The 14,423-nt window shown below is 71.9% G+C and carries 11 protein-coding genes; 2 read left to right on the top strand and 9 right to left on the bottom strand.

The features are described from left to right. Positions 1 to 11: 11 nt before the first annotated feature. The 4 genes from FHS34_RS04105 to FHS34_RS04090 all read right to left on the bottom strand — a co-directional run bounded on the left by FHS34_RS04105 (position 12) and on the right by FHS34_RS04090 (position 5,231). Positions 12 to 1,748 carry a glycoside hydrolase family 13 protein gene (locus FHS34_RS04105; RefSeq protein ID WP_184961067.1) on the bottom strand — a complete coding sequence of 579 codons (1,737 nt, stop codon included), beginning with the start codon at positions 1,746 to 1,748 and terminating at the stop codon, positions 12 to 14. Between the two features lie 168 nt (positions 1,749 to 1,916). Continuing rightward, the gene (locus tag FHS34_RS04100) at positions 1,917 to 2,828 is read right to left on the bottom strand and encodes a sugar ABC transporter permease (RefSeq protein ID WP_184961065.1); all 912 of its coding nucleotides are present in this window, start codon (positions 2,826 to 2,828) and stop codon (positions 1,917 to 1,919) included. A 19-nt stretch (positions 2,829 to 2,847) separates the two neighbouring features. Continuing rightward, positions 2,848 to 3,852, bottom strand: a complete 1,005-nt coding sequence (locus FHS34_RS04095) for a carbohydrate ABC transporter permease (protein WP_184961063.1) — start codon at positions 3,850 to 3,852, stop codon at positions 2,848 to 2,850. Between the two features lie 104 nt (positions 3,853 to 3,956). Then, complete coding sequence (locus tag FHS34_RS04090; protein ID WP_184961061.1) at positions 3,957 to 5,231, bottom strand: extracellular solute-binding protein; 1,275 nt, start codon at positions 5,229 to 5,231, stop codon at positions 3,957 to 3,959. A gap of 378 nt (positions 5,232 to 5,609) precedes the next feature. On the opposite strand from FHS34_RS04090, the gene FHS34_RS04085 reads away from it, so the two are divergent. Both FHS34_RS04085 and FHS34_RS04080 read left to right on the top strand, forming a co-directional pair. Next, positions 5,610 to 6,644 carry a LacI family DNA-binding transcriptional regulator gene (locus FHS34_RS04085; RefSeq protein WP_184961059.1) on the top strand — a complete coding sequence of 345 codons (1,035 nt, stop codon included), beginning with the start codon at positions 5,610 to 5,612 and terminating at the stop codon, positions 6,642 to 6,644. A 68-nt stretch (positions 6,645 to 6,712) separates the two neighbouring features. After that, positions 6,713 to 7,576: a phosphatase PAP2 family protein gene (locus FHS34_RS04080; protein WP_184961057.1), complete on the top strand. Its 864-nt coding sequence runs from the start codon at positions 6,713 to 6,715 to the stop codon at positions 7,574 to 7,576. On the opposite strand, the gene FHS34_RS04075 is transcribed toward FHS34_RS04080, so the two are convergent. The 5 genes from FHS34_RS04075 to FHS34_RS04055 all read right to left on the bottom strand — a co-directional run bounded on the left by FHS34_RS04075 (position 7,564) and on the right by FHS34_RS04055 (position 14,351). Further along, a complete protein-coding gene (locus FHS34_RS04075) occupies positions 7,564 to 10,578 on the bottom strand; it encodes a bifunctional [glutamine synthetase] adenylyltransferase/[glutamine synthetase]-adenylyl-L-tyrosine phosphorylase (RefSeq protein WP_184961055.1) in 3,015 nt (1,004 codons plus the stop codon). The genes FHS34_RS04080 and FHS34_RS04075 overlap by 13 nt on opposite strands. 520 nt (positions 10,579 to 11,098) lie before the next feature. Further along, positions 11,099 to 11,755, bottom strand: a complete 657-nt coding sequence (locus FHS34_RS04070; protein WP_184961053.1) for a hypothetical protein — start codon at positions 11,753 to 11,755, stop codon at positions 11,099 to 11,101. Positions 11,756 to 11,772: 17 nt separating this feature from the next. Then, on the bottom strand, positions 11,773 to 13,074 hold the full coding sequence (locus tag FHS34_RS04065; RefSeq protein WP_184961051.1) for a DUF7224 domain-containing protein: 1,302 nt from the start codon (positions 13,072 to 13,074) through the stop codon (positions 11,773 to 11,775). Continuing rightward, entirely contained in the window at positions 13,074 to 13,910 is an 837-nt protein-coding gene (locus FHS34_RS04060; RefSeq protein WP_184961049.1) for an ATP-binding cassette domain-containing protein, read from the bottom strand. Before FHS34_RS04060 ends, FHS34_RS04065 begins: the two co-directional genes overlap by 1 nt. Positions 13,911 to 13,928: 18 nt before the next feature. Next, a complete protein-coding gene (locus FHS34_RS04055; RefSeq protein ID WP_184961047.1) occupies positions 13,929 to 14,351 on the bottom strand; it encodes a hypothetical protein in 423 nt (140 codons plus the stop codon). Positions 14,352 to 14,423: the final 72 nt, after the last annotated feature.

The following is a 14,423-nucleotide window of genomic DNA, read 5'->3' as shown; positions in this document are numbered from 1 at the left end:
CAGAGGGGCCGTCAGGCGACGGCCGTCCACCAGACCGTGGTGTCGGCCGGAACCTTCGTCTCGCCGTCCGCCTCGGTCACCTCACCACTGGTCAGCAGGACGCGACCGTAGGACGGAGTGGTCACGGACTCGCCGCTCGTGTTCGCGACGCACACGAACTCGCCCCGCCGGAAGGCCACGACGCCCTCGGGCGCCCGCAGCCACTCCACGGCGTCGCCCGCGCCCAGGTCCGGCTGGGACCGGCGCAGGCGCAGCGCCGAGCGGTACAGCTCCAGCGTCGAGCCGGGGACGCCGGTCTGCGCCTCCACGCTCAGCCCGGCCCAGGCCGGCGGCTGGGGCAGCCAGCTGCCGCCGCTGCCGAAGCCGTAGGAGGAGCCCTCGCGGGTCCACGGGATCGGCACCCGGCAGCCGTCGCGGAAGCCGTCCTGGCCGGCGCCCCGGAAGTACGCCGGGTCCTGGCGCACCTCGTCGGGCAGGTCCACCACGTCCGGCAGGCCCAGTTCCTCGCCCTGGTAGACGTACGCCGAGCCGGGCAGGGCGAGCATCAGGAGGGTGGCGGCGCGGGCCCGGCGCAGGCCCAGTTCGCGGTCGCCGGCGGTGCGGATCTGGGTGCCGAGGCCGGGCGGGTTGGCGAAGCGGGTGGCGTGCCGGGTGACGTCGTGGTTGGACAGCACCCAGGTGGCCGGGGCGCCGACCGGGCGCATCGCCTCCAGGGTGCGGTCGATGACCGCGCGCAGCTCCTTCGCGTCCCACTCGGTGCCCAGGTACTGGAAGTTGAAGGCCTGGTGCAGTTCGTCGGGGCGGACGTAGTTGGCGGTGCGCTCGACGGTCGGGGTCCAGGCCTCCGCGACGAAGATGCGCTCGCCCGTCTCCCGCCACCGCCCTTCCGCGGAAGGCCCTTCGGGCCCCTTCTTGTCGGAGTACTCGTCGAGGATCAGCCGCCACTGGCGGTAGATCTCGTGCACACCGTCCTGGTCGAAGAACGGCATGACATCGTTGCCCAGCAGTTTCAGCTGGTCGTGGGAGCCGAGGTCCGGCAGGCCCTCCGCCTTGACCATGCCGTGGGCGACGTCGATGCGGAAGCCGTCCACGCCCATGTCCAGCCAGAAGCGCAGGATGGAGCGGAACTCGTCGCCGACGGCCGGGTGCTCCCAGTTGAAGTCGGGCTGCTCGGGGGCGAAGAGGTGCAGGTACCACTCGCCGGGGGTGCCGTCCGGCTCGGTCACCCGGGTCCAGGCCGGGCCGCCGAAGATGGACTCCCAGTCGTTGGGCGGGAGTTCGCCGTCCTTCCCCTTGCCGGGGCGGAAGTGGTAGCGCTCCCGGAGCGGGGAGCCGGGGCCCTCGGCGAGGGCGCGCTTGAACCACTCGTGCTGGTCGGAGGAGTGGTTGGGGACCAGGTCCACGATGATGCGCAGGCCCAGCCCGTGGGCGTCGCGGATCAGCGCGTCGGCGTCGAGCAGGTTGCCGAACATGGGGTCGACGGCACGGTAGTCGGCGACGTCGTAGCCGGCGTCGGCCTGCGGCGAGGCGTAGAAGGGGCTGAGCCACACGGCGTCGACGCCGAGGTCGCGCAGGTAGGGCAGGCGGGAGCGGACGCCTTCCAGGTCGCCCATGCCGTCGCCGTTGCTGTCGGCGAAGCTGCGCGGATAGACCTGGTAGATGACCGCGTCCCGCCACCAGTCGCGGTGGTCGGTGACGGTGGCGACGGAGAAGTGGCGGGCCGGTGCGGCGGAGTGCTGCTGGCTCATGGCGTCCTTGATACGTGACTGGGGCAGGTGGGCAGACGGTGGGTGCGGCGGCGGGCCGGACGGGCGCGGACGGGTGCGAGGCGGGCCGCGGTGACAGCGGGGTCGGATGGACACCGCGGCCCGCCTACCCGCGCGGTCGGTCGCGCGGGAGTCCTGCTCCGGCGGGCGTCAGCCCTTGGTGCCGCCGGCGGTGAGGCCGGTGACGAGGTTCTTCTGCACGAGGTAGAAGAACACGGTCACGGGTATCGCGATCAGTACCGCGGTGGCGGCCATGTAGTTCCACTGGGCGTCGTGCTCGCTGACGAAGCTCTGGAGGCCGACGGCGAAGGTGTACTTGGAGTCGTCCAGGAGGAAGGTGGTCGCGAAGGCGACCTCGCCGACGGCGGTGATGAAGTTGTAGAACGCGGCCACGGCCAGACCCGGCCGGGCCAGCGGCAGGATGAGCCGGAAGAAGGTGCCGAACGGGCTGAGCCCGTCCACCCGTCCGGCCTCGTCGATCTCGAAGGGGATGGTGTCGAAGTACCCCTTGAGCAGCCAGGCGCTGTACGGCACGGCGGTGGTGCAGTTGATCAGGATCAGCGCCCAGTAGCTGTCGATGAGACCGAGCTCGCTGAAGATCTCGTACATCGGCACGATCAGGATGGCGATCGGGAACGCCTGCGTGAGCAGCAGGACCCACATCAGCTGCTTGTAGCCGGGGAAGCGCATGCGGGAGACCGCGTAACCGGTGGTGGCGGCGACGAGGACACCGATGAGGGTGGTGCCCAGGGCCACGATCATCGTCGACTTGAACCAGTCGAAGAACCCGGTGTGCTGCAGCACGAAGCTGTAGTTGGAGAAGGTCGCCTTGCCCGCGATGCCGCCCGGGTGGAGGTAGTCCTCCTTGTCCGGGCCGAGGGACAGGTAGCACAGCCAGGCCACCGGGGCCAGGGCGATGAGGCTCGCGACGACGAGTCCGCCGTGCAGGAGGGCGGCGCCGAGCGGGCCGCGCTCGCCGCGCCGGCGCGTGCGGCGCCGGGCCGCGGTGCCCGGGGCGGCGTCCGCTGCGGTGTCGGTCTTGTCCAGGGTCGTGGTGCTCATGGCGGCGGCTCCTGCGGCGTCAGACGGCGAGCTGGTCATTGCGCTTCAGCCAGCGGAAGTAGAAGGAGGTGAAGACGGTCAGGATCGACAGCAGCAGCACGCCGTACGCGGCGGACTGGGCGAAGTCGCGTGGCTGCTGGCCGAAGCCGAGCTGGTAGGCCCAGGTGACGAGGATCTGTGCGTCCGGGGCGGAGTTCTTGCCGAACAGCAGGAAGATGATGACGAACTGGTTGAAGGTCCAGATGATGCCGAGCAGCACGACGGTGGAGCTGACCGAGCGCAGACCGGGCAGCGTGACGTGCCGGAAGCGCTGCCAGGCGCTCGCGCCGTCCATCTCCGCGGCCTCGTAGAGCGTGGAGTCGATCGACTGCAGGCCGCCGAGCAGGGACAGCATCATGAACGGCACACCGCACCAGGTGTTGACCATGATCGCGGCGAAGCGCTGCCAGAAGGTGTCCTCCAGCCACTCCGGCTGGGGCAGGTGGAGCGCGCCGAGGAGCTGGTTGAGCACGCCGGAGTCGGCCAGCATGATCCGCCAGGAGAAGACGGTGACGAAGGTCGGCACGGCCCAGGGCAGGACGAGCAGCAGCCGGTAGAGGGTGCGGCCGCGCAGCTTCTGGTTGAGCATGAGCGCGAGACCGAGACCGATGGAGTAGTGCAGGGCCACGCAGGCGACCGTCCAGAACACCGTCCACAGGAAGTGCGACCAGAACCGGTCGTAGGCCGTCGGGCCGAACAGGATGTCCTGGAAGTTGTCGAGGCCGATGAACCGGTAGGTGGCGTCGATGTGGTTGACGCCGATCGTGCGCGCCGAGTTCAGGCTGTTGGCGTCGGTGAGGGTCAGGTAGAAGCCCCGCACCAGCGGGTAGCCCACGAGGACGCCGAGCACGACGACCACCGGGGCGATCATCGCGTAGGCGTACCAGTATTTGTGGAAACCGTTGCGGATGCGCTGCCCCAGCCCGGGCCGAGGCGCGCGGTCACCGCGGCGCTTGCCGGTGGCGCGGTCGATGGCGACTGTCATGGTTCGACACCTTCAATGGTTCGAGGGTTCGGCTGGGCACGGGGCGGTGGCCGCCGGATCCTTCCCCCCCGTCTCGTACCGGGAGGATCCGACGGCCACACGGCTCACTTGCTGAAGTCGGACACGAGCTTGGAGATGGCCAGCTCGGCGTTGTCCAGGCCCTTGTCCAGCGACTCCTTGCCGCTGGCGACCTTGGGCAGCTCGGTGTCGAGCGGGCCCCACAGGGAGCTGTACTCCGGCAGCGCCGGGCGCGGCTGGGCGGCGGACAGGACACCCTGGTAGCCGGCGATGCCGGGGTCGGCCTTGACCTTCGCGGTGTAGGCGTCCGAGCGGGTGGGCAGGGTGGAGTTCTTCAGGGCGATGGCCTCCTGGGACTGCGCCGAGGTCATGAACTTCACCAGCTTCAGGGCCGCTTCCTGGTGGGCCTTGTCGGAGCCGGCGTAGACCGAGAGGTTGTGACCGCCGGTCGGGGCGCCCGCCTTGCCGGCCGAGCCGGCCGGGACGGTGGCGATGCCGAGGTTGGACTTGTCCTTGAAGGCGCTGCCCTTGTAGAAGTTCGTGATCTCCCAGGGTCCCTGGATGATCGCGGCGACCTTGCCGTTGACGAACGCGTCCTGGATGTGGGCGTAGGCGTCGGCGGTGGCGTCGGCCTTGTGCAGGCCCTTGCCGGAGAACGTGCTCAGCCAGGTGCCGTAGGCCTTCTTCGCGGCGGGCGACTTCACGGTGATCTTCTTGGCGGCGACGTCGACGGTGTCGGTGCCCTCGCCGTAGAGGAAGGTCTGGGCGTAGTAGGCCTGGGTGGAGCCCCAGTAGCCGTCGACCTTGGCCTTGTCCTTGATCTTGGCGGCGTCGGCCTTCAGCTCGTCCCAGGTCTTGGGGGCCTCGGTGATGCCGGCCTTCTTGAACAGGGCCTTGTTGTAGACCAGCGCGAGGGTGTCGGTGACGAACGGCACGCCGTAGGTCTTGCCCTCGTACTGGGCCTGCTTGATCAGGTTCGGCTGGAACCTGGCCTGGTCGGCGAGGGCCTCGGTGCCGTCCAGCGGCAGGAAGAAGCCCTTCTTGGCGAAGGCCGGGGTCCAGCCGACCTCGGAGCGCAGCACGTCCGGGGCGCCGCTGGCGCCGGCCGCGGTGTCGAACTTGTTCTGCGCCTGGTCGAAGGGGACGTTGACGTACTTGACCTTGATGTTCTTGTTGGCGGCCTCGAACTGCTGGACCAGGGCCTTGTACGTCGGCGCCTCATTGGTGGCGTTGGAGGTGTCCCACCAGGTGATGGTGACCGGGCCGTCCGACTTCCCGCTGTCGCTGTCGCTCCCGCCGCACGCCGTCGCCGTGAGGGCGAGGGACGCCACCAGCGCGGAGGCCGCTATGCCACGCCGCATGAGTTCTCCTTGAGGGTTCAAGCCCGAGTGGTGCAGAGGGCGGTCCCGTCCGCCCCTGCGACTTGCCGACTGCGCCGTTGCCGCGGCCGGGCGACAGGGAACGTAACAGCGATGTAAGCATTGCGAAAGACCTTGCAGAAAAAAAGTGCAAGAGGCCACGATGGTTACCCCGCCGTGACCGGCCGTCGACCGTGACGCAACCCTGTGGTGCACGGGTTGAGCGGCGGGGACGACTCTTGTGCAAGACTCTGCAAGCTCTTGCCAGCATGAATCCGAGGGAGCGCGATGACGCAGCAACCCACGGCAGGCCGCGTGCCCGCCCGTGCCCGGCGACCGGCCGGTGTGCAAGGGCGGATACGACCGGTACAGTCCAGTGGCGTGACCACACGGCTTGCTGACATCGCTGCGCAGGCGGGGGTGAGCGAAGCGACAGTCAGCCGGGTCCTCAACGGGAAGCCGGGCGTCGCCGCCACCACCCGCCAGTCCGTGCTCGCCGCACTGGACGTGCTGGGCTACGAGCGCCCGGTCCGGCTGCGGCAGCGCAGCGAGGGACTCGTCGGTCTGATCACGCCCGAGCTGGAGAACCCGATATTCCCGGCCCTGGCCCAGGTCATCGGCCAGGCGCTGACCCGCCAGGGCTACACGCCGGTGCTCGCCACGCAGACCCCGGGCGGGTCGACCGAGGACGAGCTGACCGAGATGCTGGTGGACCGCGGGGTCGCCGGGATCATCTATGTCTCCGGCCTGCACGCGGACACCACCGCCGACATGCAGCGCTACGAGCGGCTGCGGGCGCAGGGCGTGCCGTTCGTGCTGGTGGACGGGTTCTCGCCGAAGGTGCAGGCACCGTTCATCTCCCCCGACGACCGGGCCGCGATGGCGCTCGCGGTGACGCATCTGGCGTCGCTGGGGCACACCAGGATCGGGCTCGCACTCGGCCCCAGGCGCTTCGTGCCCGTGCAGCGCAAGATCGAGGGTTTCGTCCGGGCGATGCAGGAGCGGTTCGACCTCTCCGCCCAGACCGTCGAGACCGAGCTGATCCAGCACTCGCTGTACACGCTGGAGGGCGGCCAGGCGGCGGCGAACTCGCTGATCGAACGGGACTGCACGGCCGTCGTGTGCGCCAGCGACATGATGGCGCTGGGCGCGATACGGGCGGCCCGGCAGCGGGGCCTGGAGGTCCCCCGGGACGTGTCGGTGGTCGGTTTCGACGACTCCCCGCTCATCGCCTTCACCGACCCGCCGCTGACCACGGTCCGCAAGCCGGTACCGGCGATGGGCCAGGCGGCGGTGCGCACGTTGCTGGAGGAGATCGGCGGGACGCCGGCTCCGCACAGTGAATTCGTGTTCATGCCGGAGCTGGTGGTGCGTGGTTCAACCGCTTCCGCGCCGAATGTCCTCCGTACGTCGTAGAAGGTGCGTCACGGACCCAACCTTGGGATGATCGGCCGAAGAAGCCTTTTCTGGCAGACTCTGTGCCTATGAGTGACTCGACCGTGACAGATCCGGAAGGTCGCGAGGAGGTGGCCGTTCCGCAGGCCGTCACGGGCGAGGACCGACGAGGTCGACTCGGCCGGCTGCGGCGCCCGCGGCGGCCCCGGCTGTGGTTCGAGATCCTTCTGATCGCGGTGAGTTACTGGGCGTACTCGCTGGTCCGCAACGCCGTACCGGAGCAGCGGTCCGCGGCGCTGCGCAACGCGGACTGGATCTGGAGCGCCGAGCACGCGCTGGGGGTCGGCGTCGAGCAGTCGGTCAATCATGCCGTGAACTCGGTGAATTGGCTCATCATCGGGATGAACTACTACTACGCGACCCTGCACTTCGTGATGACGCTCGGCGTGCTGGTGTGGCTGTACCGGTGGCATCCCGGCCGGTACGCGGCGACCCGGCTGGTGCTGTTCGCGACCACGGGTGTGGCCCTGCTCGGTTACTATCTGTACCCGCTCGCGCCGCCTCGGTTGATGAACGGCGGCCGCTTCGTGGACACCGTGACGGTGCACCACACCTGGGGTTCGATGGCCTCCGGCGACCTCAAGCACATGTCGAACCAGTACGCGGCGATGCCGTCGATGCACATCGGCTGGTCGCTGTGGTGCGGGCTGACGATCTTCGCGCTGGCGTCGGTGCCGTGGGTGCGGGTGCTGGGACTGCTGTACCCGACGGCCACCCTCGCGGTGATCGTTGCCACGGCCAACCACTTCTGGCTGGACGCGGTGGGCGGCGCCCTCTGCCTCGGCTTTGGCTTCGCGGCCGCCCGGGCCTGGTACGGCAGCCTGCCGTACGCGCTGCCCCGGCTGGTCGCGGTGCCCGCGCCCCGGCCGCTCGGGTCCGCTCAGTCCGCGTAGAACAGCTCCTCCACGACCGTGCGCGCCCTGCGCGCGGTACGGCGGTACGCGTCCAGCATGTCCCCCGCGTGCCCGGCGCCGTACCCCAGGTAACGGCCGACGGCGGCCAGCTCGCGCGACTCGGTGGGGAAGGTGTCCCCGGCCCGGCCGCGCACCAGCATGACCGCGTTGCGCACCCGGGTGGCCAGCACCCACGCCTCGTCCAGGATCTCGGCGTCCTCGGCCGACAGCAGCCCGGCCTCCCGGGCGGCGGCCAGGGCCTCGCGGGTACGGGTGGTGCGCAGGCCGGGCTCGCGGTGGGCGTGGCGGAGCTGGAGCAGTTGCACGGTCCACTCGACGTCGGACAGGCCGCCGGGGCCGAGCTTGGTGTGCAGCTTGGGATCGGCGCCGCGCGGCAGCCGCTCGGCCTCCATCCGGGCCTTCAGCCGGCGGATCTCGCGGACCGACTCGTCCGTGAGACCGTGCGCGGGGTACCGCAGCGGGTCGATCAGCCCGATGAAGCGCCGGCCCAGGTCCTCGTCGCCGGCGACGTGCTCGGCCCGCAGCAGCGCCTGCGACTCCCAGACCAGGGACCAGCGGCGGTAGTACGCCTCGTACGACTTCAGGGTGCGCACCAGCGGGCCCGACTTGCCCTCCGGGCGCAGGCCGGCGTCGATGAGCAGCGGCGGGTCGGCGCTGGGCAGCTGGAGCAGGCGGCGCATCTCGGCGACGACCTTGTTGGCGGCGGCGGACGCCTCGTGCTCGTCCACGCCGTCCTGGGGCTCGTGCACGAACAGCACGTCGGCGTCCGAGCCGTAGCCCAGTTCGTGTCCGCCGAAGCGGCCCATGCCGATGATCGCGAACCGGGTGGGCAGGGTGTCGCCCCAGCCGTCCCTCACGACCGCGCGCAGGGCGCCGGCGAGGGTGGCCTTGGTGAGGTCGGAGACGGCCGCGCCGACCCGGTCCACCAGGGCGCCCTGGTCGGCCTCGGCGGGGCTGGTCTCGGTGCCGTAGGACCCGACGATGTCGGCGGCGGCGGTGCGGAACAGCTCGCGGCGGCGGACGCCACGGGCCGCGGTGACGCCCTGTGCGGCGTTCTCCGCCCGGCCCACGGCCGCCATGATCTCCTGTTCCAGCTGGGCGCGGTCGCGGGGGGCGAGGCCGCCGCCGACGGCCGCCGGGCCCGCGCCGGTGCCGTCGCCGAGGAGGGCGACCGCCTCGGGGGCGCGCATCAGCAGGTCGGGGGCGAGGCGGCCCGCCGAGAGGACGCGGGCCAGGTTCTCCGCCGCGGCGCCCTCGTCCCGCAGCAGGCGCAGGTACCAGGGGGTCTTGCCGAGCGCGTCGGAGACCTTGCGGAAGTTCAGCAGGCCGGCGTCCGGGTCGGCGGAGTCGGCGAACCAGCCGAGGAGGACCGGCAGGAGGGTGCGCTGGATGGCCGCCTTGCGGGTCACGCCGGAGGCCAGGGCCTCCAGGTGGCGCAGGGCCGCGGCCGGGTCGGCGTAGCCGAGCGCCACCAGGCGTTCACGGGCCGCCTCGGGGCGCAGCCGGGCCTCGCCGGGGGCGAGTTGGGCGACGGCGTCGAGCAGCGGGCGGTAGAAGAGCTTCTCGTGCAGCCGGCGTACGACACCGGTGTGGCGCCGCCACTCGCGGTTCAGCTCGGCCGCCGGGTCGGTGCGCAGGCCCAGGGAGCGGCCGAGGCGGCGGCGGTCCTCCTCGGCCTCGGGGACGAGGTGGGTGCGGCGCAGGCGGTACAGCTGGATGCGGTGCTCCATGGAGCGCAGGAAGCGGTACGCCTCGTCCAGCCGGGCGGCGTCCTCGCGGCCGACATAGCCGCCGGCGGCGAGGGCCTGGAGGGCGTCCAGGGTGCTGCCGCTGCGCAGGGCGGGGTCGGTACGGCCGTGCACCAACTGCAGGAGCTGGACGGCGAATTCGACGTCGCGGAGGCCTCCGGGGCCCAGTTTGAGTTCGCGTTCGATCTCGGACGCGGGGATGTTCTCGACCACGCGGCGGCGCATCTTCTGGACGTCCGTCACGAAGTTGTCGCGGTCCGCCGCCTTCCAGACCAGGGGTTCGAGCGCGTCGACGTAGGCCCGGCCGAGGTCCGGGTCGCCCGCTACCGGGCGGGCCTTGAGGAGGGCCTGGAACTCCCAGGTCTTCGCCCAGCGTTGGTAGTAGGCGAGGTGACTGCTGAGGGTGCGGACGAGGGGGCCGTTGCGGCCTTCGGGGCGGAGGTTGGCGTCCACCGGCCAGATGGAGCCCTCGACGGTCGTCTCGGAGCAGATCCGCATCAGGTGGGAGGCGAGTTTCGTCGCGGATTGGAGGGCCTTGGGCTCGGGGACACCTTCGGCCGGCTCCGCCACGAAGATCACGTCCACGTCCGAGACGTAGTTCAGCTCGTGGCCGCCGCACTTGCCCATCGCGATCACCGCGAGGCGGCAGGCGGCGGCGTCCTCGGGGGCGGTGCGCTCGGCCAGCGCCAGGGCCGTGCGGAGGGTGGCGGTGGCCAGGTCGGCGAGTTCCGCGGCGGTCTCGGCGACGGCCGTGGTGCCGCAGACGTCGCGGGCGGCGATGGAGAGCAGGCAGCGGCGGTAGGCGACGCGGAGGGAGACCGGGTCGGTGGCCCCGGCCAGGCCGTGTTCGAACTCGGCGAGGCCCGGGTGGAGGTCGTGCGGCTCGTACATGACCAGGGCCTGCCAGTCGCCGGGGTGGCGGGCCAGGTGGTCGGCGAGGGCGGCGGAGGCGCCGAGGACACCGAGGAGGCGGTCGCGCAGGGGCTTGGCCGCGATGAGGGTGTCCAGCAGTTCGCGGTGGGCGGTGGGGCCGTCCTGGGCCTCCAGGAGACGGGCCAGACCGTGCAGGGCGAGGTCGGGGTCGGCGGTGGCGCCCAGGGCTTCCAGGAGGACCGGGTCGTCGCGGACGGGGGCCAGTTCGGGGCCGTCGAGGAGGCGTTCGGCGGCGGAGGGGTCGGTGAAGCCGTGCCGCAGCAGACGGGTGAAGGTGCTGCTCCTGCGCCCCGGCGTCATCTCCGTGGCCTCCCTCGGGTGCTCGGGTGTCCTGGCCAGAGCCTAACCGGAGGGGCCGGGCACGGCCGTGGACCGCCCCTGGAACGCCCCCTTCCCCCGGCTCCGCCTCCGCGCCACCACACCGCCCGGCGAGAACGCCGGTCCCGTCCCGCCGCGCCGTCCTCCGGGCACTGATTCCGTCCCGCCACGCCGTCCGGACCACCCCGGTTCCGTCCCGCCACGCCGTCCGGACGACCCCGGTTCCGTCCCGCCACGCCGTCCCGGCAACCCCGGTTCCGTCCCACCGCGCCGCCCGGACGACCCCGCTTCCTTCCCGCCACGCCGTCCCGGCAACCCCGGTTCCGTCCCACCGCGCCGCCCGGACGACCCCGCTTCCTTCCCGCCACGCCGTCCGGACCACCCCGCTTCCGTCCCACCGCGCCGTCCGGACCACCCCGGTTCCGTTCCGTCCCGCCGCGCCGTCCGGGAACGGCTGGGGCCTGTCGTGCGGATCGTGCCGGGCCCGCCCGGACGGAAGACCCTAGTCCCGCTCGGCCTGGTCCGTGCGGCGTGGTTGGCCGGTCGCGGCCGCGCAGGCGCCGGTCAGCCAGAGGGCGGCAGCCACGACGGCGGCTGTTGAGTCCGTGGCCGGGTGCAGGGACCAGGCCCAGGGCTCGGGGGTGTTGTCGCCGGACACGCCGAGGAGCAGGGTGGGCCCGAAGACGCCCATGGGCAGCAGCCAGGCGAGGCCGCTGCCGAACAGACGGGCACTGATCATGGCGAGGCCGAGGTGACCGACGACGTTGCGGGCGGCCGCGGCGGTCACCTCCCCGCCGGCGCCGGCGAGCAGCGGGAGCGCGCTCAGGGCCAGCGCCAGGGCGAGCAGTCCCACCAGGTACACGGCCCGATGGCGCCGCATCGGCTGGGCGGACGTCCGCTCCAGGTCGGCCATGGGTGAGAACAGCGTGGTGGCGAGGACGACCGCGTGGGCGAACGGCACGACCTCGGCCACCGGAACGCTGAAGTCGACCAGGTACCGGAACTCCGGCAGGGCCACCCGCCGCCCGGCGAAGGCGGTGGCCGCCACGGCGACGAGCAGGGCCGTCCCGGCGGCCCGCGGCAGGCCCCGGCAGCGCACGAAGGCGACGGCGGCGCCGTACCGGGGGCCGCGTACGGGGGTCGTGCGAGGTCTGGGCACAGGATTCACCACGGGCTTCACCGCGGGAGCGGGGGTACGGGCTCGCAGGCACGGATCCGCTCGGCCGCCCGCTCGATCCAGACGTCCTGCACGGCGCGCGGGGCGCGGGTGACCCGCCCGAGGGCGCGGCCGAACTCCTCGCCGAAGTAGTCGCCGGGCGCGCCGACGCGGTCGCGTACGACGGCCTCGAAGAGGAAGGTGTCGGGGTAGCCGCCGCTCTCCCTGAGTATGTGCGGTGCGCAGTCGGGCGACGCCGGCTGGGGCAGTGCCGCGCTGAGCATCGCCTCCGTCAGGTCGGTCTCGCTCTCGCCCGGCGACATCACGGACAGCTCGGCGGTGTCGCCCGCCGGACGGTCCAGGCCGGCGGCGTAGAAGCTCCGGTTGAGCCCGCCCAGGGTGCCGAGCCGCGCGTCCACGGTCCGCACCGCGGCGCGGGCCCGCGGCAGGAGGTGGCGGTCCTCGGGCCACAGGCACAGCGTGGTGCCGCCGCTGCCGGCGCAGAGCGGGTGCGCGGGCTGCGCCTTGCGGACCGCCCAGTACGAGTCGGGCGCGGGGGTGCGGAACGCCACGAGGGCGCCGCCCGCGACCAGCGCGACGAGGGCGAGCGCCGCCAGGGCCACGGGCCGCGGTGCGAGGGTGGCACGGCGCCGGAGGGCGGGCAGGGCGAGCAGCAGCAGGCCGAGGGCGAGGCACCAGGCCACGGCGGTGAGCATGCGGGTGGTGTTCGGCGCGAACTCCGAACTCCAGAACTCGTCTATCGCGGGGAACAGCTTGTCGAGAGGGGTGCCGGGCACGAACGCCACGACCACGAAGAGGCCGTACCAGAAGATCCCGGCGAACGGTGCGATCACCCGTGACGGGAGCGCCGAGCCGACGGCGACGCCGAGAGCGGTCTGCAGGCCCATCATGCTCGCGCCGAGCAGGAGGGGGGTCCAGGCGGGTTCGGTGACGTCGCTGACGCCCGCCGTGCGGGAGAACGCGATGACGACGAACAGGGCGTAGGCGATCAGGGACCACAGCCATGCCGCGAGCCACAGCAGGAAGGCCTGTGCCCATCCGCCCCGGGCAGCGGTGTCCGCCCACGGGCGGGTGCGGTGGCGGAAGGCGCGGCCCGCTCCCCAGGCGGCCGCCGCGCTCATCACCGAGCCCATGACGATCACCGAGAAGAGCTGGACCTGGAGGCTGGTCTGGGTCCACCAGCCGATCCAGTCGCTCTGGCCGGGGCTCTCGGCCGTGAAGTAGTAGACGCCGACGGCTCCCATGAGGGCGGCGGCCCACTTGGCCTCTCCCCGCCGCATCTCGGTCAGCAGGACGCGCATCAGATCGCCGCCGCTTCCGCGCCCGCCAGGTGCAGGTAGCCGGCCTCGACGGCCGTACCGTCGACTTCCACGGCCGTACCTTCGGCTTCCGTGTCCCCGGCGCCGTCGGGGGACGCGTCGCGGGACGGCAGGGCGCAGAGTTCGGCGACCGTGCCGGTGAAGCGGACCGTGCCGGCGAGCAGTACGGCGACCCGGTCGCACACGTGCGCGACGTCCTCGGCCAGGTGGGTGCTCATCACCACGGCGCACCGCTCGCCCAGTTGCCTGATCAGGCTGCGGAAGCCGACCCGCTGGGCCGGGTCGAGGCCGACCGTCGGTTCGTCGAGGAGGACGAGGGAGGGTTCGTTCACCATGGTCTGGGCGATGCCGACGCGGCGCAGCATGCCGCCGGACAGCGCGCCCATCCTGCGGTCGGCGTGCTGGTCCATCTGCACCAGGCGGAGCGCCTCGACGGCCCGTTCGCGCCGCTGGGCGGCCGGGACCTTGCGCAGCCATGCCGCGTACTCGGTGAACTCCAGGACGGTGAAGCGGGGATAGAAGCCGAAGGACTGCGGGAGCACTCCGATCCGCCGCCTGAGCCGCTCCGTGCGGGCTCGTCCCGACGCCTGCTCCCCCAGCAGGGCGACGGTCCCGGACCTGGGGGTGCGAGCCGTGCTCAGCAGCGACAGCAACGTGCTCTTCCCCGCCCCGTTGGGGCCGAGGAGACCGGTGACCCCCGCGGGGAAGGCGAGGGAGACGTCGTCGAGGGCGACCGTCGCCCCGTACCGCACGGTGACGCCCGAGACCGCCGCGACCGGCTGAGAGCCGGCCGCGGCGGTGTTGTGGTGAGTGGTCACGTGGTTCCTGAGCCCCGGTCAGTTCTCGGCACTGGCGAAACCGTAGGCCCTGCTGCCGGGGATGCCGGCCCAGCTGGCCTTGGTGTAGTACTTGCCGCCGGTGCTCGTGCCCTTGTACGAGCCACAGCCGTATGCCTGCCTGTAGCTGCGGGACGTGCCGGCGATCTGCGGGTCGGGGCGGAAGCTCTTGTCCTGGTAGATGTACACGCTGAAGGTCCTGGTGTCGTTCACCGGGACGTCGCCGCACGGCTTGGCGTGGCCGCTGCCGCTGCCCTTCCAGCGGTCGTCGTCCTCCGCGCTGCCGCCGGTGGCGATCGAGAACGGAAGCCTACTGGTGTTGATCTCGGCCGCGACAGCGGTCACCGCGGGAACACCGATGGTGACGGCGGTCAGCACCCCCACGACCGCGAGTTTGCGCTTGCCCGTAAGGCTCTTACGCATGAATCCCCCTGAGAACAGGCCTACTTGGTCGTAACCAACCTATAGAGAGAGCCTCGCGGGTGGCTCGCGAAC

The organism is Streptomyces echinatus, assembly GCF_014203595.1.
Taxonomy (GTDB): domain Bacteria; phylum Actinomycetota; class Actinomycetes; order Streptomycetales; family Streptomycetaceae; genus Streptomyces; species Streptomyces echinatus.
This window is presented reverse-complemented; position numbering and strand designations above follow the sequence as displayed.

Bases quoted from the DNA above. Each gene is read 5' to 3' on its own strand.
- FHS34_RS04105 (WP_184961067.1), bottom strand. From the start codon at position 1,748: ATGAGCCAGCAGCACTCCGCCGCACCGGCCCGCCACTTCTCCGTCGCC.
- FHS34_RS04100 (WP_184961065.1), bottom strand. From the start codon at position 2,828: ATGAGCACCACGACCCTGGACAAGACCGACACCGCAGCGGACGCCGCC.
- FHS34_RS04095 (WP_184961063.1), bottom strand. From the start codon at position 3,852: ATGACAGTCGCCATCGACCGCGCCACCGGCAAGCGCCGCGGTGACCGC.
- FHS34_RS04090 (WP_184961061.1), bottom strand. From the start codon at position 5,231: ATGCGGCGTGGCATAGCGGCCTCCGCGCTGGTGGCGTCCCTCGCCCTC.
- FHS34_RS04080 (WP_184961057.1), top strand. From the start codon at position 6,713: ATGAGTGACTCGACCGTGACAGATCCGGAAGGTCGCGAGGAGGTGGCC.
- FHS34_RS04075 (WP_184961055.1), bottom strand. From the start codon at position 10,578: ATGACGCCGGGGCGCAGGAGCAGCACCTTCACCCGTCTGCTGCGGCAC.
- FHS34_RS04065 (WP_184961051.1), bottom strand. From the start codon at position 13,074: ATGCGCGTCCTGCTGACCGAGATGCGGCGGGGAGAGGCCAAGTGGGCC.
- FHS34_RS04055 (WP_184961047.1), bottom strand. From the start codon at position 14,351: ATGCGTAAGAGCCTTACGGGCAAGCGCAAACTCGCGGTCGTGGGGGTG.